The 19,836-nt window shown below is 62.1% G+C and carries 12 protein-coding genes; 1 reads left to right on the top strand and 11 read right to left on the bottom strand.

Annotation, left to right across the window (positions count from 1 at the left end):
• Positions 1-26: 26 nt before the first annotated feature.
• The 10 genes from cysG to ROS217_RS10855 form a co-directional block, all read right to left on the bottom strand.
• Complete coding sequence (gene cysG / locus ROS217_RS10900; protein ID WP_040650537.1) at positions 27-1,430, bottom strand: siroheme synthase CysG; 1,404 nt, start codon at positions 1,428-1,430, stop codon at positions 27-29.
• 13 nt (positions 1,431-1,443) lie between these two features.
• Positions 1,444-2,370: a glycosyl transferase family protein gene (locus ROS217_RS10895; RefSeq protein ID WP_009817792.1), complete on the bottom strand. Its 927-nt coding sequence runs from the start codon at positions 2,368-2,370 to the stop codon at positions 1,444-1,446.
• Positions 2,367-4,997, bottom strand: a complete 2,631-nt coding sequence (locus tag ROS217_RS10890) for a nitrate reductase (RefSeq protein WP_009817791.1) — start codon at positions 4,995-4,997, stop codon at positions 2,367-2,369. The genes ROS217_RS10895 and ROS217_RS10890 overlap by 4 nt, the downstream gene beginning before the upstream one ends.
• Positions 4,997-5,326 (bottom strand): nitrite reductase small subunit NirD, encoded by a 330-nt coding sequence (gene nirD / locus ROS217_RS10885; RefSeq protein ID WP_009817790.1) that lies wholly within the window; start codon positions 5,324-5,326, stop codon positions 4,997-4,999. The genes ROS217_RS10890 and nirD overlap by 1 nt, the downstream gene beginning before the upstream one ends.
• Positions 5,323-7,755 (bottom strand): nitrite reductase large subunit NirB, encoded by a 2,433-nt coding sequence (gene nirB / locus ROS217_RS10880; RefSeq protein WP_009817789.1) that lies wholly within the window; start codon positions 7,753-7,755, stop codon positions 5,323-5,325. The genes nirD and nirB overlap by 4 nt, the downstream gene beginning before the upstream one ends.
• Positions 7,756-7,759: 4 nt before the next feature.
• Positions 7,760-9,445 carry an ABC transporter ATP-binding protein gene (locus tag ROS217_RS10875; protein WP_009817788.1) on the bottom strand — a complete coding sequence of 562 codons (1,686 nt, stop codon included), beginning with the start codon at positions 9,443-9,445 and terminating at the stop codon, positions 7,760-7,762.
• Between the two features lie 5 nt (positions 9,446-9,450).
• A complete protein-coding gene (locus tag ROS217_RS10870; protein ID WP_009817787.1) occupies positions 9,451-10,527 on the bottom strand; it encodes an ABC transporter permease in 1,077 nt (358 codons plus the stop codon).
• 75 nt (positions 10,528-10,602) lie between these two features.
• Positions 10,603-11,970: a CmpA/NrtA family ABC transporter substrate-binding protein gene (locus ROS217_RS10865; RefSeq protein ID WP_009817786.1), complete on the bottom strand. Its 1,368-nt coding sequence runs from the start codon at positions 11,968-11,970 to the stop codon at positions 10,603-10,605.
• 267 nt (positions 11,971-12,237) lie between these two features.
• Entirely contained in the window at positions 12,238-13,410 is a 1,173-nt protein-coding gene (locus tag ROS217_RS10860; RefSeq protein WP_009817785.1) for a CmpA/NrtA family ABC transporter substrate-binding protein, read from the bottom strand.
• Positions 13,407-13,991 (bottom strand): ANTAR domain-containing response regulator, encoded by a 585-nt coding sequence (locus ROS217_RS10855; RefSeq protein ID WP_009817784.1) that lies wholly within the window; start codon positions 13,989-13,991, stop codon positions 13,407-13,409. Before ROS217_RS10855 ends, ROS217_RS10860 begins: the two co-directional genes overlap by 4 nt.
• Before the next feature lie 104 nt (positions 13,992-14,095).
• Between ROS217_RS10855 and ROS217_RS10850 the strand changes: the two genes are divergently transcribed.
• On the top strand, positions 14,096-14,404 hold the full coding sequence (locus ROS217_RS10850) for a hypothetical protein (RefSeq protein WP_009817783.1): 309 nt from the start codon (positions 14,096-14,098) through the stop codon (positions 14,402-14,404).
• Positions 14,405-14,764: 360 nt separating this feature from the next.
• Here the strand turns inward: ROS217_RS10850 and ROS217_RS23175 are convergent, their stop codons facing one another.
• Positions 14,765-19,813: an ExeM/NucH family extracellular endonuclease gene (locus ROS217_RS23175; protein ID WP_009817782.1), complete on the bottom strand. Its 5,049-nt coding sequence runs from the start codon at positions 19,811-19,813 to the stop codon at positions 14,765-14,767.
• Between the last annotated feature and the right edge of the window lie 23 nt (positions 19,814-19,836).

The raw sequence follows: 19,836 nt of genomic DNA, 5'->3' as shown, positions 1-19,836 counted from the left end.
TTGCCCCGGATTTGCAAACGCGTTCTTCATATATGAACAACGTTGCCAGCTGGCTCCTTTGAGTATGCGGAATTTTCAAGTACAAGCGGCCAGGTTACCAGAATGATGGCGCAATTCCTGATCTGGTTGTGAGCCATGTCTTTTGGCAAATCGGCTATGGTTGTCCGAAGCAAATTTTGGGTCTTTTTGGAGACATCAGCGCAAACATCGACCGGACTGTCGGCAGGCAGACCTTGTTGCATGAGCCGTTGCGAAATCCGGGCCGCGTGCCGCGCTGACATGTAAAAAGCCGTGGTCGTTCCGGGGCCGGTCAAACGTGTGCACTCCGGCAAGGGATTGTCCGCACAGCCCGATCCGGTGGCAATGACAAAGCTATCCGCGACGCCACGTTCGGTCAGGCTTTGGCCAAGTGCTGCCCCTGCGGCCGAGGCCGCGGTGACGCCGGGCACCAGTTCAACGGGCACACCGGCGGCCTGCGCGGCCGCGATCTCTTCGCTCGCCCGGCCAAAGATACCGGGATCGCCCGACTTCAGGCGCACGACCCGTTTGCCTCGCAACGCCTCGGCCAGAATGACCTTGTTGATCTTGTCCTGCGGCCAGGCATGTGCACCGACATCCTTGCCCACAAAGACGCGTTCTGCGTCGCGCCGGGCAAGCTCGAGCACCTCTGCGTCGACCAGCCTGTCGTAAAACACCACATCCGCCTCTTGCAGCCGTTCGACCGCGCGCAGGGTCAACAGATCGCGGGCACCGGGGCCTGCCCCCACCAGAGAAATCTGGCCTTTTCCGGATCGTGACGGCAGGCCGCCCGCCGCAATCGCCCGTTTGATCGCGCGCGCCGCATCGCGTTCCGCGCCGCGGCTCCATTGATCCCGCGCATCCCCCTTGAAGACCGAGGCCCAAAAGGCGCGGCGCTGATCACGGGGTACATTGCGCGCGACACTCGGACGCAAACGCCCCGCAAGCGCGGCAAGCCCGCCAATGTTTATCGGCAGCAGTTCCTCGAGCCGTGTCTTGATGTCGCGGGTCAGAACGGGGGCTGTGCCTTCACTGCCGATGGCCACAACGATCGGATCACGGTCGACAATGGCCGGGGTGGTCATATCGCACAGTTCCGGTTGATCGACCACGTTCACCAGACAGCCCGAGGCTTTGGCAATTCCATGGGCCGCGGCGTCGAAGGCGGGGCAACCGGTGCCGATGAAAACCATGGCCGCCCCTGCAAAAACCTCTGTCGAGAGGGTTGTGATCAGCTGCGCCCGGCCATCCTTCACGATGCCGTGCAGTTCATCCTCAAGCCGTGCCGCCACAAGAACCAGATCCGCATCGGTCTTGAGCAGCAGGCGCGCTTTTTGCGCGGCCTGTTCGCCGCCGCCGACAATCACCACCTTGCGCCCGGTGGTGCGAATGAACATTGGAAAGGCTTTCATGGGCGTCCCCTTCTCAGGCAGCGGTTTGTGAGGTCTGATCAGACGCGGAACGCGCACCAAGGGTGTCAAAGGCGGCTGCCGCGGTCCCTGCCACCACAGCGCGTTCAAAGACGTCGGGCGATTGCGTGGCCCATCGTGGGCCGAGCGTTTCACCCAAAGGCTCGGACAGGCGTCGGGTTTCGGGTAAGAGGGCAGGCAACACGTCGTCCCAGGCGACGCCGCCGCGCAGGCCGAAGGCCGAAATGGCCTTGGCCGGGTGCCGTTCAAACTCGCCCCCGCCGCCTTTGATGACGCTCAGCGCTTCCCAGCCCAAGAGCTCCGCAGCATCCGCCTGCAAGAGCCGATAGGACGGGTGGAACACGCCTTGCACGCTGGCCGGGGCGGCGGCCGGGTTCAGCATGCGGCACACGGTGTTGATGCAAGAGCGCAGCCCCAGAACCTCACGCAGCTTCAAGATGCGAAACAGCGCGGGATGAAAGGTTTCAAGCGGCAAATAGGCAATCCGGTCACGCTCCAGCAAGGAGGCAGCATGATCGGGGTCGGTCGCGATCCCGATGCAGACTCCCGCCAATCCCGCGCGCACCTTTGGGTCGTTGCCGTTCCAGCCATGCAAAAGAACGCGGTGCCCCGCATCCGCCACCTGCCGCGCGGCGCATAGAAACCACGGCGCCCCCCGGGTGCGGCCCGCGGCATAGCTTGGCCAGTCCAGATCGGCGTTCGGCAAGGCAGGCAAGGCGATCTGCGCCGCACGCGCGAACCCGGCGATTTCCTCGGCGGTTTCGCCTTTCATGCGCAGCAACATCAGCACGGCGCCCACTGCTTCTGGTGCTGCATCACTGCGCAGCATCAGGCGCATGGCGTCCGCCGCCTCGTCCTGCGTCAAGCCCCGCGCACGCCCCGGCCCCCGGCCCAGTGTCCGGACATGATCGGCCAGGCTCATTCCGCAGCCTCACGCGCGCGCACGCGGCCCAGCAGGTCCGCAAGTTCGGGGCGGCAGGAACCGCAATTCGTCCCCGCGCCGAGAGCCGCGCCAATCTGCTCGACAGAGATCAGCCCTTGGGTCTCAATCGCCGTCACGATGCTGTTGACCCCAACCCCGAAGCACGCGCACAGAACCGGCCCCGGATCGGCCATATCGGGCGGCGTGCGCCCCGTGATCGCGCCCGCGCTGTCGGTTCCGGGCAAGGTCGCAAGATAGTCGCGCATGACAGCGACGGGCGTCGCGGCGACAAACAGCGCCCCGATCATCACCCCGTCCTGATAGAGCACGATCCGCGCATTGCCGGCTTTTGCGTCAAGCATGCTGACCAGCCGCGCGTCGGGGGCACCAAACAGACGCCGGGCCTCAACCTCCCAATCGGCAATCGCCCTAACTCCCGCAAGCTCGGCCCGGTAACCCCGGCTCGTGCGGGCAAGGGCCCAGTAATCGCTGCTCAGCACCATTGGATCACGCGCCACCGCAAAACCATACCACGCGGCGTCAAACCGGGCGAGCGCGACCACGCTCGCCTTGCTCTCCGGCTGTCCAGAAACCGGATCGCAGGCCGCGGCCACCAGCGCGTCAATTCGGGCCGAAGGCGCTGTTTCCCCGGTCCAGTGCATCGGGGCAAAGACCTGTCCGACCTGCACCGCATCGGTGATCCGGGCGCGTAGGATCGCGCGGCCATGAGGGCTTTGCAGCGTGACCAGATCCGACCGCGCAAGGCTCAATCGCTCTGCATCTTGCGGATGAATATCCACAAAGGGTTCCGCCAGATGCGCCGACAGGCGCGGGCTGAGCGCGGTGCGGGTCATGGTGTGCCACTGATCGCGCACCCGACCCGTGTTGAGACGGAAGGGATAGCGCGGCTCGGTTCTGGCGGCGGGCGGTTTGCATGACACCGGCAGCAGCCGGGCCTTGCCATCCGGCGTGAAGAATTGCCCATCGGCGAAAAAGCGTCCTCCGCTGCGCGCCCGCGTCAGCGGCCAGCGCTGAGGGGAAAGGTCGTTATACGCTGCGTCCGACAGCGTCGAGAGCGCCGAGATATCAAAATCCCGACCCATCTGACCGGCAAGGCCCGACAGCGCTGCATATTCACGGAAAATTTCGGCCTCACTGGCGAAATCAAAGGCCGCCTCGAACCCCATGCGGCGGCCAACCTCGGCAAGGATGTCCCAATCAGGACGCGCCTGACCCGGCGCAGCCAAGACCCGGCGCTGGCGACTGATGGTGCGATCCGAGTTTGTGACGGTGCCGTCTTTCTCGGCCCAGGCGGTTGCGGGCAGCAGCACATCGGCCAACCGCGCCGTGTCGGTCTGATCGGTGATGTCGCTGACCACCGTAAAGGGGCATGCGGCAATCGCATCGCGCACGGCATCGGCCTCGGGCATCGACACGGCCGGGTTGGTGTGAATGATCCAGAGCGCCTTGATCCGGCCGTCACCCACCGCGCGGAACATGTCGACCGCCTTGAGTCCGGGCGCCTCTGGCAGCGGTCCTGCCCCCCAAAACCCGCGCACCACAGACCGGTGATCGGCGTTTTCAAGGTCAAGATGACAGGCCAGCATATTTGCCAGCCCGCCCACCTCGCGCCCGCCCATGGCATTTGGTTGGCCGGTGACCGACAGCGGCCCGCATCCCGGCTTGCCGATCCGGCCCGTGACCAGATGACAGTTGAGGATCGCATTCACCTTATCCGCGCCAGAAGTCGATTGATTGACCCCTTGGGAATAGATGGTGACAATCTTTTCGGTGCGCATCCAAAGCGCGCAAAAGGCGGCGATATCCGCCTCGGCCAGGCCAATCGGCGCGCTCGGGTCGTTTTGCGCCGCCTGCAGCGCAGCATCGAATCCGGTGGTATGGCGTATGAAATCCTTGTCCAGCGCACCGCCTTGCCAAAGCATGATGAACAGGCGATTGAACAGCGCCACATCTGATCCGGGTTGCAGCGCCAGATGCATGTCTGCCCCGTCGCAGCTTGCGGTGCGGCGCGGGTCGATGACGACGATCCTGGTGCCGCGCGCCTTGCGGGCCGCAAGCAGGCGCTGATACAGCACCGGGTGGCACCAGGCGAGGTTCGATCCGACCAGAACCACAAGATCGGCCTCGTCAATATCCTCATAGGTGCCGGGCACCGTATCGCTGCCGAAGGCGCGTTTGTGCCCGGCAACCGATGACGCCATGCACAACCGCGAATTGGTGTCGATATTGGCCGAGCCGATGAAGCCTTTCATCAGCTTGTTGGCGATATAATAATCCTCGGTCAGCATCTGACCAGAGACGTAAAAGGCCGCGCTGTCCGGCCCGTGGTCTGCGATGGTCCGGGTGAACCTGTCGGCCACCAGTTGCAGCGCGCTCGGCCAATCCGTGTGCTTGCCCGCCACGCGCGGGGTGAGCAGCCGGTGACCCAGCCCCACGGTTTCGCCAAGCGCCGAGCCTTTGGAACAAAGCCTGCCAAAATTCGCCGGATGCTCGGGATCGCCCCGCACAGCCAGACCGCCCTGCCCGTCCGGGCGCAACAAGACCCCGCACCCTACCCCGCAATAGGGGCAGGTCGAGCGCGTTTCGGGAAGGCCGCTGCCGTCCATCACGCGGCACTCCGCGCCGCAAGGCTGGCGCCGTCGATCCAGACGCGGCCCTCGCGGACCTGCACGGGAAAGATGGTTATACTCGCGTCTTCGCCCCAGGCCTGACCCGTGTTCAGGTCAAACACCCAGTTGTGCAACGGACAGGTGACCGACTGCCCATGCACGATCCCTTCCGAAAGCGGCCCGCCCTTGTGGGGGCAGCTGTCAGTGGCGGCAAAAACCTCATCGGGGCCGGTGCGAAACACTGCGACACACCCCTGCGCCGTCTTGATCTTGCGCGCCCCGCGCAGGGGGATGTCGCTCACCGGGCCAATATCGATCCAGCTCATTCTGCGGCCTCCAATGTCAGGTCGGCAAGCGGCTGATAGGCCTCGGCCCGCTTGGCGTGATCTGCCCAGGGATCCTTGCGGTAGATCGATTGCGACAGCTCAAACGCCGCGATCAATCGCGCGCGCTCGTCCAGATTGTCAACGACGCGGCCCTTGACCCAATCAAGCCCGACCTTGGCCACCCATTTATAGGGCCGGTCGAGGTATTTGGCGGTTTCACGATAAAGCTGGATAAAGGCGACCGTCACGGCAATCGCCTCGGCCTCGGTGGGCACGTCACACAGACGCTCGGTTTCCTTCAAATCCATGCCAGCAGCGCCGGCAACGCCGACCTGATACCCGCTGTCGACACAGATGATGCCGACATCCTTGCAGGTCGCCTCGGCACAGTTTCGCGGGCAGCCCGACACCGCCAGCTTCACCTTGTGCGGCGTCCACGACCCCCACAACATCTGTTCGAGCTTGATGCCGAGCCCGGTGCTGTCCTGCGTGCCAAAGCGGCAGTGATCGGTGCCCACACAGGTCTTTACCGTGCGCAGCCCCTTGGAATAGGCGTGCCCGGACACCATCCCGGCCTTGTTCAGATCCGCCCAGATATGCGGCAGATCCTCGCCCTTGACACCCAGCAGGTCGATCCGCTGGCCGCCGGTGACCTTCACGGTGGGCACGTTGTACTTGTCCGCCGCGTCGGCGATGGCGCGTAACTCGCGCGGGTTGGTGATGCCGCCCCACATGCGCGGCACCACCGAAAACGTGCCGTCCTTCTGGATGTTGGCGTGCTTGCGTTCATTCACGAAGCGGCTTTGCGGGTCATCCCGATACTCCAGCGGCCAGTCGGCGAGCAGGTAGAAATTCACCGCCGGGCGACAGACATGACAGCCATTGCGGGTCGTCCAGCCAAGCTCCTGCCAAACCGCATCCTGCGATTTCAACGGCTTCGATTTGATCAGGCGGCGCAGGTCCTCATGTGTCAGATCACAGCAACCGCAGATCGGCTGCGCGGCAGGCATCTGAAAATCATCGCCAAGCGTGACCTGCAACAATTGTTCCACCAGCCCGGTGCAGGTCCCGCAGGACGCGCTGGCCTTGGTTGTGGCCCGCACCGCGCCCAGATCGGCTGCGCCGCCTTCGATTGCATCCACGATGGTGCCCTTGCATATGCCGTTGCAGCCACAAATCTCCGCATCACGCGGCAATGCTGCAACGGCTGAGAGAGGGTCCGCAGAGGCACCCCCCTGATAGGCCGGGCCAAAGATCAGCGTCTCGCGCATCTCCGAGATGTCGGTCTCATCCTTGATCAGACCGAAGAACCAGTTGCCATCGGCGGTATCGCCATACATGACCGCACCGATCAGCCGGTCGTCTTCGATCACCAACCGCTTGTAGATGCCTCTGCCGGGATCGCGCAGCACGATGTCCTCGCGACCCTCGGCTTCGGCAAAGTCCCCGGCGCTGAACAGATCACAGCCCGTTACCTTGAGCTTGGTCGCGGTATCCTTCACGACAAAGGCGTCGGGCTCGTTCAGAAGCGTGCGGGCCAGAACCCTTGCCTGATCGTAAAGCGGCGCGACAAGGCCAAACAGGGTGCCATCGAACTCCACGCATTCGCCGACGGCAAAGATATCGGGATCCGAGGTCTGCATCTGCGCGCTCACCTCGATCCCGCGCGCGACGTCAAGGCCCGCATCCGTCGCCAGCCGCGTCTCGGGACGGATGCCGACAGCCATGACCACCAGATCGGCAGACAGGGTCTCGCCGCTTTCCAGAACCACCGCCTCGGCGCGGTCCTTGCCGATGATCGCCTTGGTCGAGCCCTGCGTGCGGATCGTGATGCCGCGCTTTTCCAGGTCCTTGCGCAGCAGGTATCCGGCGGCCTCATCCAGTTGGCGCTCCATCAAATGCCCCATCAGATGCACGACGGTGACCGCCATGCCGCGTTCGGCCAGCCCCGCCGCCGCCTCAAGACCCAACAGGCCACCGCCGATGACCACGGCAGTGCCACCCTGTGTGGCGGCCTCGATCATCGCATTGGTATCGTCGAGATCCCTGTAGGTGATGACGCCCGGAAGATCCTTGCCGGGGACCGGGATGATAAAGGGGGCAGAGCCGGTCGCGATCACCAGCTTGTCATAGGACACAGGCCCGTTTTGCCCTTCGACGACCTTCCTCTCGGGGTCGATTCTCACCACATGCTCGCCGAACCGGCAGGTCACGCGATGCTGTGCGTACCAGTCGTCACCATGAGTGATGATATCCTCGTACGCCTTCTCACCAGACAAGACGGGACTAAGCATGATGCGATTGTAGTTCCCCCGCGGCTCAGCGTTGAACAGCGTGATCTCGAAGGCGTCGGGGTCGGTCTCGACCAGGGTCTCGATGACCCGGCCAGACGCCATACCGGCACCGATGATAACAAGTTTCTGGGTCATGTCTTCACTCCGCCGCGACGGCCTTTGGGGCCGCGAGTTTGGGCTTTGGTGTCGCCCCGTGTTCGTAGTCTTCAAGGAAATCAAGAACCTCCTGACGATAGGCATAGTAATCAGGATGCTCCAACAGGGCCTTGCGAGTGCGCGGGCGCGGCAAATTCACATAGGTGATCTTGCCGATGGTGGCCTTCGGTCCGTTGGTCATCATGACGACCCGGTCCGCCAACAGGATCGCCTCGTCGACGTCATGGGTGACACAGATCGCCGTGACCTTGGTCCTGCTCCAGACCTCCATCAGCACTTCCTGCAATTCCCAGCGGGTAAGACTGTCGAGCATGCCGAAGGGTTCATCCAGAAGCAGCAGTTTCGGCGACAGGGCAAAGGCCCGCGCGATCCCCACGCGCTGCTGCATGCCGTTCGACATATCGCTGGCAGGCTTGTCCATCGCATCGCTCAGACCAACGCGTTCAAGGTAGTACTCCACCACATCCTGCCGTTCGGCCTGAGACGCCTTCGGGTATACCTTGTTCACCCCGATGGCGCAGTTCTCGCGCGCCGATAGCCATGGGAAGAGGTTCGGCGACTGGAACACCACCGCGCGTTCAGGGTCCGCCCCCTCCACATGACGCCCGTCCAGCTTGATCGCCCCCTTGGAGATCGGGTTCAAACCGGCGGCCATGGTCAGCACCGTGGATTTGCCGCAGCCCGAGTGCCCGATCAGCGAAATGAACTCGCCCCTGTCGATCTTCAGATCAAAATTCTCGACCACCGTCAGCGGCCCGTTCGGCGTCGGATAGACCTTGTGCAGCTGAGAAAAATCGAGGAACCGGTTTTCGATCAGACCGTGCTGCGCCTCCTTGACCGCTGCCGGCACACCGTGGATCGGCGTCACGTTCGGCAAATGCCGCGTTCCCTCGACCTTGGCCTCGATCCCGACTTCCATCAGATACTTGGTCACATCCGCACGCAGACGCTTGAACGTCTCGTTGGTGTTCATTCGGGTCCGGTCGCGCGGGCGCGGAATGGTCACCTTGAACTCTGTCCCAAGCGTGCCGTCCGGGTTCAGCGCGATGATGCGGTCCGCGAGGATAATCGCCTCATCCACGTCATTGGTGATCAGAACGCAGGTCTTCCTGTCGGCCTGCCAGATGCCCTCGATCTCATCGGCAAGATTGGCCCGCGTCAGCGCATCCAGCGCCGAGAGAGGTTCGTCCAACAGCAGCATTTCCGGGTTCATGGCCAGAGCGCGGGCCACGTTCACCCGCTGGCGCATGCCGCCCGACAACTCTGCTGGACGGCGCGTAGCGGCGTGGCTCAGCCCTACCATCTTGACGTAATGCGCGACCTTCTCGGCCTTATCCGCCTTCGACAGACCGGGGAAAACCGTGTCAACGGCCAGCCGGACATTGCCGTTCACCGTCAGCCACGGCATCAGGGAATAGCTTTGGAAAATCACGCCGCGTTCCGGGGCGGGCTCTGTAATCGGCGCGCCCTTGAAGGTGACCTTGCCCTTGGTGGGCGTTTCAAGCCCCGCCATCAGGTTAATCAGCGTCGTCTTGCCGGTCCCGGAAAAGCCAAGAAGAACCAGGAACTCGCCCTCTTGCACGTCCAGGTTGATATCGTTGAGCACATGGCTGGCATGCGCACCAGTGCCATAGCTTTGGCTTACCTTGTCGAGTGTCAAAATCCCCATGGCGCTCACCGGTTGTTCGTAAAGGTAAAGAGCGATTGCAGCGCATACATCACACGGTCCAGCAGGAAGCCGATGATGCCGATGCTCAGGACCGCGACCATGATCCTGGCGAGGCTGGAGCTGGAGCCGTTCTGGAATTCGTCCCAGATAAACTTGCCCAGACCGGGATTCTGCGCCAGCATCTCAGCCGCGATCAACACCATCCAGCCCACGCCAAGCGACAGACGCAACCCGGTAAAGATCAAAGGCAGAGCCGACGGCAGGACGAGCTTGGTGATCTTGGTCCAGGTGTTCATCTTGAGCACCTTCGAGACGTTCACCAGATCCTTGTCGATACTCGCCACACCAAGGGCGGTGTTGATCAGGGTCGGCCAGAGCGAACAGAGCGTCACTGTCACCGCCGAAATGACAAAGCTCTTGGCAAAGACCCCGTCATTGGAGGCCGCCAGCGCCGAGACGATCATCGTCACGATCGGCAACCATGCCAGCGGCGAGACCGGCTTGAAGATCTGGATCAGCGGGTTCAGCGCGGCATTGGCGATCGGCGACAGACCCGCGGCGATCCCAAGCGGCACGGCGACGACCGTTGCAATCAAGAAGCCAAAGAACACCGTCTGAATAGAGGTCCAGATCTGCTGGTAATAGGTCGGCGCCCCGGTATATGCGCGCGCAACCGGCTCCTGCCCTTGTTGGACACGGCGTTCGTTCAACTGCGCGACCTGCGCGTCAAACCGGGCCTTGCTGTCGGCCTTGGCCAGCGCGTCCTCGTGCAGGTTGACAGCCTCGGCCCAGACCTGAGCAGGTCCGGGAACCGCACCAAGCGATGTCTGCACTTTCGGCGCCAGCGTGCCCCAGAGCATCAGGAAAACGACAATCGCGATGACCGGAACCGCCAGAAGCCGCCAGATTTCCTTCATCTGCGCGCTCGGGTTGTCGCCGGCTGCGGCCCTCAGAACAGGTGTCAGCCAGGACAGGCCAAGAACCTGGAACCATTTATCGGCCGCATTGATACGGGTAAAAAGCCGGGCGCGACGCGCCTCGCGGTCTTTTGTTTCGGCGAAATTGGGATCAACGGTTGTCATGTCTCACATGTCCTCATCGGCGAGAGAGAAAGGCCCCGGGCCAAGCCCGGAGCACAGCGTGTTTGCAGGCGCGGATCAGCCCTTGACCTCATTGCCATCGACCGTCTGTTCGCCCTTCAGGCCGATCGGCAGGCTGTCGAGATAGGCATTGGGCGCGCGCCCGTCATAGGGAATGGCGTCGATGATATCAGCCGCGGGCGTCGGTTCTTTGTAGCCGTCGCTGTCCCAGGGAAAATCCGCCTCGTTGGCCAGGCCTTCGTCGACCAGAAGGCGCGCCGCCTCAAGGTAGATGTCGGGTTTGTAAACCGATCTGGCAACCTCGTCATACCAGGTGTCCGGCTTGGCCTCGTCGATCTGCCCCCAGCGGCGCATCTGTGTCAGATACCACACCGCATCGGAATAGAACGGATAGGTCGCGTTGTACCGGAAGAACACGTTGAAATCCGGGATGTCGCGCTTGTCGCCCTTTTCGAATTCGAAAAAGCCGGTCATCGAGTTGGCGATCACCTCGTAATCCGCGCCGACATATTCCGGGCGGCTGAGGATCTCCACGGCTTGCGCGCGGTTGGCGTTGTCGTTCTCATCGAGCCACATGGCGGCCCGGATCAATGCCTTGGTGATGGCCAGCGTTGTATTCGGGTTCTGTTCCGTGAACTCTTCAGTCAGACCAAAGACCTTTTCGGGATTGTTCTTCCACAGCTGGTAATCGGTGATGACCGGCACGCCGATCCCCTTGAACACCGCCTGCTGATTCCACGGCTCGCCGACGCTATAGCCGTGGATCGTCCCCGCCTCGAGCGTGGCAGGCATCTGCGGTGGCGGGGTGACCGACAGAAAGACATCCGCCTCGATCTGGCCCGAGATGTTGTCGGGGCTGTAATACCCCGGATTGATACCGCCGGCGGCCAGCCAGTAGCGCAGTTCATAATTGTGGGTCGACACGGGAAACACCATTCCCATGTTGAAGGCCTCACCCCTGGCGTTGAAGTCCTCGATCACGGGCATCAGCGCCTTGGCAGAAATCGGGTGCTGCGGGCGGCCATCCTCCATAGACGGGATATGCGGGCGCATCATGTCCCAGACCTCGTTTGACACGGTGATGCCGTTGCCGTTCAGGTCCATCGAGAAGGGCGTGACGATATGCGCCTTTGTGCCATAGCCGATTGTCGCCGCAAGCGGCTGACCGGCCAGCATATGCGCACCATCCAGTTGACCGTCGATCACACCATCCAGAAGCACCTTCCAGTTGGCCTGCGCCTCCAGCGTGACAAACAATCCCTCGTCAAGAAAATAGCCTTGATCATAGGCCACCGCGAGCGGCGCCATATCGGTCAGTTTGATAAAGCCAAAGGTCAGTTCGTCTTTTTCGAGATCAAGCAATTCGGCAAATGACGGGCTGGCCAGAGCCGTGGTGGCGGCAAAGCTCAGAAGGAGCCTTCTCATGGTGTATCCTTTCAAAGCGCCCGGTCTGTCGGGAAAAAGACAAGACCGAACAAGAACAGAAATAGGGCCGACACTGACCACCGGATGATACCGGCGGAGAGTGAGCGGCCCTGCTCAGAGTGTCCCGATCCTGGGAGGAATTCGATTTGCTCACATCGTTGCGAGCACAGTCAAACGATGCCGCAACGCAGCAAAGCTTTCCATATAATTCGCGGGGAAAGGTGTCAGATCACCGGCACTTTTCTCATCTGCACAAAAAAGCGACGGTCAATCCAGGTGAAAGTCAAAAACCTGTGCATCAAAAAAGCGATTGGGCAGGAGCGTCAACGTACCACCCGCCGATGCCACAGGGGTCGCATGCAGAATCGCCCCTTCGACTTTCTCGGAGGCGCCGGGCATGTCACAGCCGGTCATGCCCATGTGCATGCGGTACAGATCAGCGCGATAGACCTTGGCTATGACGTCGATATCCGCTTTGGTGCCAGTGCCGTGGTATTGCGCAAGATGCTGGCCAATCCACTTTGCCTGACTGCGCCAGGGAAAATTCGCCGCACCATGATGAAACATCAAAAAGCCATCGACCCGGCGCTGCTCGCCGCGGTCTGACACCACAAGATGCCCCGACAGCGCCCGGTCGATCAGTTCGGGCGAAAGATCCAGATAGGATTTTCGCGACAACAGGGTCGCTGCCGTCAACCTTGCATCAGGATCGGCAAGCCAGCGGCCGGCCCGCCACACGGCACGCATCAGCCGTCCCGTGAGGTCCGGCTCGGTCTCGGCCCACTCGGTGCGCACCGCCAACACCTTTTCCGGCGCAAAGCTCCAGATCGCGACGCCGGGCAACAAAAGCGCACCAGCGCCCTGCTCCACCGCCACCGAACCCCACGGCTCACCCACGCAAAAGGCGTCGATATCGCCTGCCGCCAAGGCGTTCGCCATCAGCGGTGGCGGCACGGTGCGGATCACGATGCCATCAGCACCAAGCTCGGTCGCCGCACTCCAATAGCGCAACAGTTCGACATGCATCGAAAACGGGAACGGCACGCCAAAGGTGATCGGCCCCTGCCGAACCTCGGCCAATGCACGGGCAGCCTTCGCAGGATCAGCGAAATCAAACTCAAAGCCGATGGACCGGAGCCGGTCCTCAAGCGGTTTGCCCACGCCGATGACGTTGCCATTGACCGACAGCACCGAAAGCGCACTCATCGCTGTCGCCACACCGCCCAGCCCCATGGCCATGGCCACGGGAACAGGAGAAAGCATATGCGCCGCATCAACCCGTCCGAAGGCCAGCATATCGCGAACCGAAGACCAGGACGGCGCGGCAATCAGATCAAGCGCAATACCTTCGGCATGCGCAAACCCCATCTCCTGCGCGACAATCAGAGGGGCCGCATCAACCAGCGGCATATAGGCGACAGGAACCGTGACCCGCGTCATCCCAAAAGCCCCGCTGCCGTCACAAGCGCCTCGGCAACATCGGCGACCCGGCGCCCCCGATCCATGGCGGTCTTGCGCAAGAGCGCATAGGCCGCATCTTCATCAATGCCCTTGGCTTTCATCAGCAGCCCCTTGGCGCGATCAATGACCTTGCGCTCTTCCAGGGCTCGCCGCGTCTCGGCCAATTCATTGCGCATCTGCCGCACCATGGCAAAGCGCGCAATCGCGGTATCCATCACCGGCTTGAGGCGCTCTGGTGCCAGACCGTCAACCACATAAGCTGAAACGCCCGCCTCGATGGCCGCTGCCGCCAGCCCATCGGAATTGCCCGAGACAAACATCGCCACAGGACGCTCCAGCGGCCCGGAGGCAAGGGTCAGTTCCTCCAAAATATCGCGGGTCGGATTGTCGATATCAATCAGGACAATATCGGGGCCGTACCCCGCGATCTTCCGCTCCAACCCACTGGTATCGCCGACAACCAGGACGTCACAGGCGCAGGCGTCTTTCAGGGCGTCAACAATTGCCAAGGCTCTGTCGCGGTCCTGTTCGACGACGACAATTCGGATCGAGTTTTTCATGATCTGGAAGTGCAATGGTTCTTGTGGAGGATGCAATTGATTGACGATCAAACGGACATGTTTCTTTTACAGAACATGTCCACCCCAAACAGTGTGCCCATAAAATGGGCGAAAGCCCGATTTTCCTGGGTAGGTTCTCAAGTGTTTGCCGACGCTGCGGTTCGACACCACACCCGTTTTCCACATGCGGTCAGATCGGGCAGGCGCGGCGCGGCCAGCTTTCCGGCAAATCCCTTGACGACACTCAAAGCGAAGAGCGCAAGAGTTTAGCCTATGACACGGCGAACTATGAACTCACGCTGACCGCAGAGCAGGATCACGACATCTTCTGGCGCGCAATCGACCACCCCATCATCATCGCCGCCCTGCACGAGAAGATGGATATCCTGCAGTGGCTCAACGACAGGCTTTAGTCGCCTTCCCGAAATCCCCTCGAATTCCGGCCTTCGAGACGTTTTCCAAGAGCGCCCCAGATCCGCAAGAACGAGCAAGATCCGTGTGGCCTATTCGCCAAAGCCTTGAGGATGAGGGGTAACCGCTCCGATCCTCCAGAAACCTAGCAACCCTTTCCTATATGCCTTGAAGTGGATCCACACAGCAGCAAGCGGAGGGGCAACTCTGTTGCATGCAAACCCTCCGACCGCTCGGTTGGTTAAAGGGCAAGGTTCGGAAATCTGACGTGACCCGGCAGGTGCCGGGACAAAACACCTGCGCGGATGCACTGCCAGACCATGACATACCCCGGCCCCCCACAGGAGGACCGGGGCATTGACTCAGCCGACGAGCAGGTCGGGCTGGGTATCGAGCCCAACAATCAGCGGATCGTGGTCGGACGAGGCAAACACGTCCGGGCTGAAGAAACCGGGATTATTGAACTGGCTGTTGTAGTTGAGCAGATCCGGTTCCTGCGCGTTGATATGCCACTCGGTCACGCCGGTGACGAGCCCAGCGATGTCGCTGGATGCGAGCGCCTGATCGAGCGTGCCTTGCTGGCCATCGAAGATGAAGCTGAACGCCTCCTCTTGACCGATGAAACTGTCGATCAGATCGACATAATCCGGGTCATCGGCAATGGTCTGCACCGGGTCTTCCTTGGCATAGGCGTTGAAATCGCCGAGCAACAGGGCATTGTCCGTACCGGTGCCGTTATACCCGGTCTCGAGCCATGTGGTAAGCTCGCCCGCCGCATCCGCACGCACCGCGTTCCAGAAGCCCTGACCGTCGCCCTGATCGAAATTCGGATCGGCCCGCAGCGCGTCGATATCGGCTTGGGTGATGCCGGTGCCGCCGCCATCGAGATACGCCTGCGCCGCCTCAGCCAGACCCACAAGGCCGCTGTCGCCCTTGGATTTGAAATGGTTGGACGCCACGGTAAAGGTGACACCCGACAGCTTGTCCTCGAACTCCGCCGCCACCACGGGCCGGTTGCGCTGGAAATCCTCCAACTGATTGCCAGAGGCAACGACCGGGTTGAGCACCTCGGCAAGCGCAAAGGTCTCTGCCGCCGACGCCTCGGTGAACACGTTGAAATCGGAGCTGACGAGATCGAGCGCGTTGCTGTCGTAGATCAGGCCGGTGGTGATGGCGTCTGTCCCGATGGGGCCGCCGTCAACGGTTGGATCGACAAAGGCATAAACGGCCGAAGAGCCACGCAACGCCGCTTCGGCATTGAGCGCCTCGACAAAGGCCGCGATGGCAGAGCCCTCGCCAAAGCCGTTATTCTCGATCTCCTGAATGGCAAAGACCTCGGCCCCGGTCTCGAAGAACGCCTCGACCAGCTTGGTGGTCTGCCGCTCAAGGTCGCTGGCCGTTGACGCCCCGCGCGCCTGCCCGGCGGGATTGGTCGCCGCGCCGTCACTGAGCGAGGTGAAGTAGTTGAGCACGTTGAACGCCGCCACCTGAATATCGCCGCCCACATCTTCGGGCAAGGCCGGGCGCGCGCCCTCGTTGGTGGTCGGGTCGATCACCAACTGGCCATCGATCAGCATCCGGTATTCGCCAAAGCCGAACCGCATCACGCCGGTGATATCGTCCTGCCCCGCGTCGCCGGTCACCCCGGTAATTTCCGAGCCGAGCCGCAGCGTCGCCCCCTCGGCGGTGAAAGTATCGCCCGCGTCAAGAATGCCGTTGCCATTGTCACCCGGTGTCAGGTTGGGGATGAACTCGAAGCTATCCGGGTTCTGCCCCGATTGCCCGTCGTCGATGATCAGCCGGTTGTTGAGGTTGCCCTCGATCACCTGCGCCACCTGCGCGGCCTCGGTCTGCGCATCAAACAGCTGGGTTGCCTGGGTCTGGGTGCCCGCGCTCACAGTGATCTCGCCAAAGCGGTCGAGGTTGAAATTCTCGATCACGGTGATCTCTTCATCCGCGATGCCGCTGGAAAGACGAAAGCGCATACCCTCCACCGCCTCGAAATCCGAAGCGCTCTCTGAGAGCATGATCTCGGCCATGGTCGGCAGCGGGTTGCCCGAGGAGTGCACGGTCACATTGGTGACATTGCCGATCTGGGTTTCCTCGAAAAACTCCGTCACCGTGCCGGTTACCGAAACTTGATCCCCAAGGCTCGGCAGGGCAAAACCGCCGCCGGTGAAGACGAATATCCCCTCTGAGGTGGCGTCATTGCCGTCGCTGTCGGCATCCTCTTCCTGAAGGAAGAAGCCATCGTCAACGAGATAGGTCACCACCGCGCTCACCGTGACAACCTCACCAAAGCGTGCCGCGACCGGGCCTGCGCCCTGCACCTCGGAGATCAACGCCGGGGTGGCGAGAGCAGCGGCGTTGGTGGCACCGGGCGTGTCCGCCGAGGTGTCACCAAAATCCAACTGCACAAAGTCACCGCTGCCATCGGGGTCGCGTGCCCCGCCCGCCATAGTAAAGCTGCCGTCCGGCCCGAACACGGTCGCGCTATAATTGACATCCGGCGTGGCATCGCCATCTACCAACGAAACCGACGCCAGAACCGTGCCGACATCGGTGTCGAACGTGCCGTCATTGTCCGTATCCAGATCGTCGCCCGCGCTGCCGGTAAAGCCGTCAACCACAAGGAATGTCTGCGGCGAGCCAAAGAAATCCAGCCCCGCAACGCCGACATCACCGATGCCGAGCGCCGGGTTGCTCGCCTCTGCGATGAGAAGAAAGCCATTCTCATCGGCAACAGCTCCATCGAGAGAAATCGCGAAATCGACCTGACCGGGTGCAAATTCGCCCGATATGGCCAGCAACGTCAGCCCGTCAAAGCTTTGCCCCGGCGTCGCGGCAATCTCGACGAAATTCGAGGTATCATCACTGGCACCACTGCTGGAGACACGGAATTCGTTGATCGCCACGCTCGGCGGCGGTGTGGTCCCGTCATTGGCACCCCCCCGGGTCTCGGCCTCGGGGTCGCGCCAAGTGCCATCCGCATTGCGCTGGAGCGAGAAGCCAACAGGCGTGGTGCCGAGTTCGGTCACACCCACATCAGTCGAGGTCAACCCCGCCGCAGGCCCGTCCGCCGCAATCATGGCCCCTTCATAGCTGAGGAACTCGACCACCGTGCCGCCGTTGATCAGCGCGATCCCGTCCGGGAAACCGTTTTGCAGGCCGGGCGCATCCACCACGTAATAGTCGAACACACCATCCGACGTGGCCGGGGCCGCAGGCAGATTGAGAGTCGCATAGAGACCTCCGCCATTGCCATTGTAGAGCGCGAGCGTTGTCGCACTCACGTCCGTGCCCGCGGCCACACGCACCTCGATGAATTCTCCGATATCAGCGCCGTCATTGTCATAGTGAAACTCGTTGATCCGCCCGACAAAGACCTGCGGCGGCGTGCCGTTCTCCGCCCCCGGCGTGCCCAGATCGCCCGCGCCAAAGCTCTGCGTCGCGGTCGTCCAGTTGCTGCCATCGTTGTTGTCGGCGGCCAGATCGACCAGTTCCATCGAGGCACCATTCGGGTCGGGAAAGGCAGGGCCGCCATCATATGCGACGCGGTCCACCTCGCGGCCTTGGGTATCGGTCAGAACGATCTCGTCGGCCCCATTGGCCAGCGCGATGCCGCTATACTGATAATCGACCGCAACCCCGCCATTGGTGGCCGTATCAGCATTGCGCCCCAGCACCAGAAACGCACCCGGCGCGATCAGCAGCGGGCCGCCGTTGTCGATCACATGGACATCGACATCATTGTCAGAGATGGTGTAGCCGTTGAGATCAATCGCGCTGTCACCGGCGTTGAATATCTCGAAATACTCGCCCGCGTCGTCCGAGACAGCCGCCGGGTTCTGCATGATCTCGGAGATGACAAGCTGCGCCAGCGGCACGAAATCGTTGTTGAGCCCGCGCGTGTCCTGATCCGCGACCGACCAGCCCTCACCCTCCTCGGCCCGCTCCAACGATGCACCAATGGGCGTGCCGCTGCCCTCGTCCACACCGATATCGGTCGAGGTGACGCCGGCTGCGGTGCCTTCGGTCGCGGTCAGCGTGCCCTCGTAACTCAGCAGTTCGATAAGCCGGCCATTGTTAGACAGGGCGATGCCGTCCGCAGCGCCGTTCTGAATGCCGTTCACGGGCATCTCGACGAGGTAATAGTCGAAACCACCCTCGCTGCTCGCGGGTGCATCAGGCAGGCTGCGGCTGTCATAAACGGTGCCGTCATCGCGGTAGAATTCCAGCAAGAGGCCGGAGACGTCCTGCCCCGCGCCGACGCGCACTTCGACGAACTCGCCGACATCAGTGCCCGCGTTGTCATAATGGATCTCGTTGATCCGCGCGTCGATCTCTGCAACATCGGCAACCGTCACAGCAATATCGGCGGTGGTGGTCACATCCCCGTCGCTCACACCGATCTGCACGTCATAGACATTGTCGCCCCCCGCATCCGCGGGCGCTTCGAAATCGGGGGCCGAGACGAAGCTGAGCGCGCCGGTCACCGCATCAATCGCAAACAGCGCGGCGTCGGCCCCGCCGGTGATCGCAAAGCTGAGCACATCGCCATCGACGTCACTGGCCAGAATATCCGCCGGAACGGCAATGCTGTTCTCGTCGATGGTGACAGAGGCAAGGGCAGACAGGACCGGGGCATCGTTGGCGCCCAATATGGTGACTGTCACCTTGGCTTCGGTCACGCCGCCGCGACCGTCATCGACCGTATAGGTAAAGCTGTCGGTAGCTGTCTCGCCATCGTCGAGATGGTCAAAGATCGAGCCGGGATCATACACCACCTGATCACCGTCGATCCGAACCGAGGCCCCAGCCTCGGAATTGGCCGAAACCGCCGTGATCGCGACGGTATCCCCGTCGAAATCCCGGTCATTCGCCAGAAGGTCCGCCACCGCGATAGCGGTTGTGCCATCTTCGCTCACCGTTGCGCTGTCGTCGCCCGCGATGACCGCATTGTTGCGCCCGTCGATAAAGATCGTCAGGTCATCAGCCGCGAAATAGAGCGCCTCAACCCCGGTGAGCCGGTCGTGGCCAGCATCGGCCACCGTGGCGGTGACGCTCGAGACCGTTGCTGTGCGCCCGAACCAGCCGCCGCGCACGGAAATCTGGTAGTCGTCAATGCCGCCCTGATAGACCGCCGTGTCAAACCCACGCCCGCCGCTCAGAAAATCATCGCCCGCACCTCCGGCAAGCGAGTCGTTGCCCCGGTCCCCATGGAGCGCGTCCTGTCCTGTTCCGCCATCAAGGATGTCATTGCCCGAACCGGCCAAGAGCAGATCATTGCCGCCACCGCCAGACAGGATGTCATCCCCGCCAAACCCGAGCAGGATATCCCTCTTGTCCGTTCCGTTGAGAACATTGGATTTCTGAGTGCCAAAAGCAAAGTTGCGCCACCAAGCGGTCATGCCGATTCCTCCGACTGCATCAA

The organism is Roseovarius sp. 217, assembly GCF_000152845.1.
In the GTDB taxonomy this organism is placed as follows: domain Bacteria; phylum Pseudomonadota; class Alphaproteobacteria; order Rhodobacterales; family Rhodobacteraceae; genus Roseovarius.
This window is presented reverse-complemented; position numbering and strand designations above follow the sequence as displayed.

What these genes read in the sequence shown, in the direction of transcription:
- cysG (WP_040650537.1), bottom strand. Translation starts at nt 1,430, where the DNA reads ATGAAAGCCTTTCCAATGTTCATTCGCACCACCGGGCGCAAGGTGGTG.
- ROS217_RS10895 (WP_009817792.1), bottom strand. Translation starts at nt 2,370, where the DNA reads ATGAGCCTGGCCGATCATGTCCGGACACTGGGCCGGGGGCCGGGGCGT.
- ROS217_RS10890 (WP_009817791.1), bottom strand. Translation starts at nt 4,997, where the DNA reads ATGGACGGCAGCGGCCTTCCCGAAACGCGCTCGACCTGCCCCTATTGC.
- nirD (WP_009817790.1), bottom strand. Translation starts at nt 5,326, where the DNA reads ATGAGCTGGATCGATATTGGCCCGGTGAGCGACATCCCCCTGCGCGGG.
- nirB (WP_009817789.1), bottom strand. Translation starts at nt 7,755, where the DNA reads ATGACCCAGAAACTTGTTATCATCGGTGCCGGTATGGCGTCTGGCCGG.
- ROS217_RS10875 (WP_009817788.1), bottom strand. Translation starts at nt 9,445, where the DNA reads ATGGGGATTTTGACACTCGACAAGGTAAGCCAAAGCTATGGCACTGGT.
- ROS217_RS10870 (WP_009817787.1), bottom strand. Translation starts at nt 10,527, where the DNA reads ATGACAACCGTTGATCCCAATTTCGCCGAAACAAAAGACCGCGAGGCG.
- ROS217_RS10865 (WP_009817786.1), bottom strand. Translation starts at nt 11,970, where the DNA reads ATGAGAAGGCTCCTTCTGAGCTTTGCCGCCACCACGGCTCTGGCCAGC.
- ROS217_RS10860 (WP_009817785.1), bottom strand. Translation starts at nt 13,410, where the DNA reads ATGACGCGGGTCACGGTTCCTGTCGCCTATATGCCGCTGGTTGATGCG.
- ROS217_RS10855 (WP_009817784.1), bottom strand. Translation starts at nt 13,991, where the DNA reads ATGAAAAACTCGATCCGAATTGTCGTCGTCGAACAGGACCGCGACAGA.
- ROS217_RS10850 (WP_009817783.1), top strand. Translation starts at nt 14,096, where the DNA reads ATGGGCGAAAGCCCGATTTTCCTGGGTAGGTTCTCAAGTGTTTGCCGA.
- ROS217_RS23175 (WP_009817782.1), bottom strand. Translation starts at nt 19,813, where the DNA reads ATGACCGCTTGGTGGCGCAACTTTGCTTTTGGCACTCAGAAATCCAAT.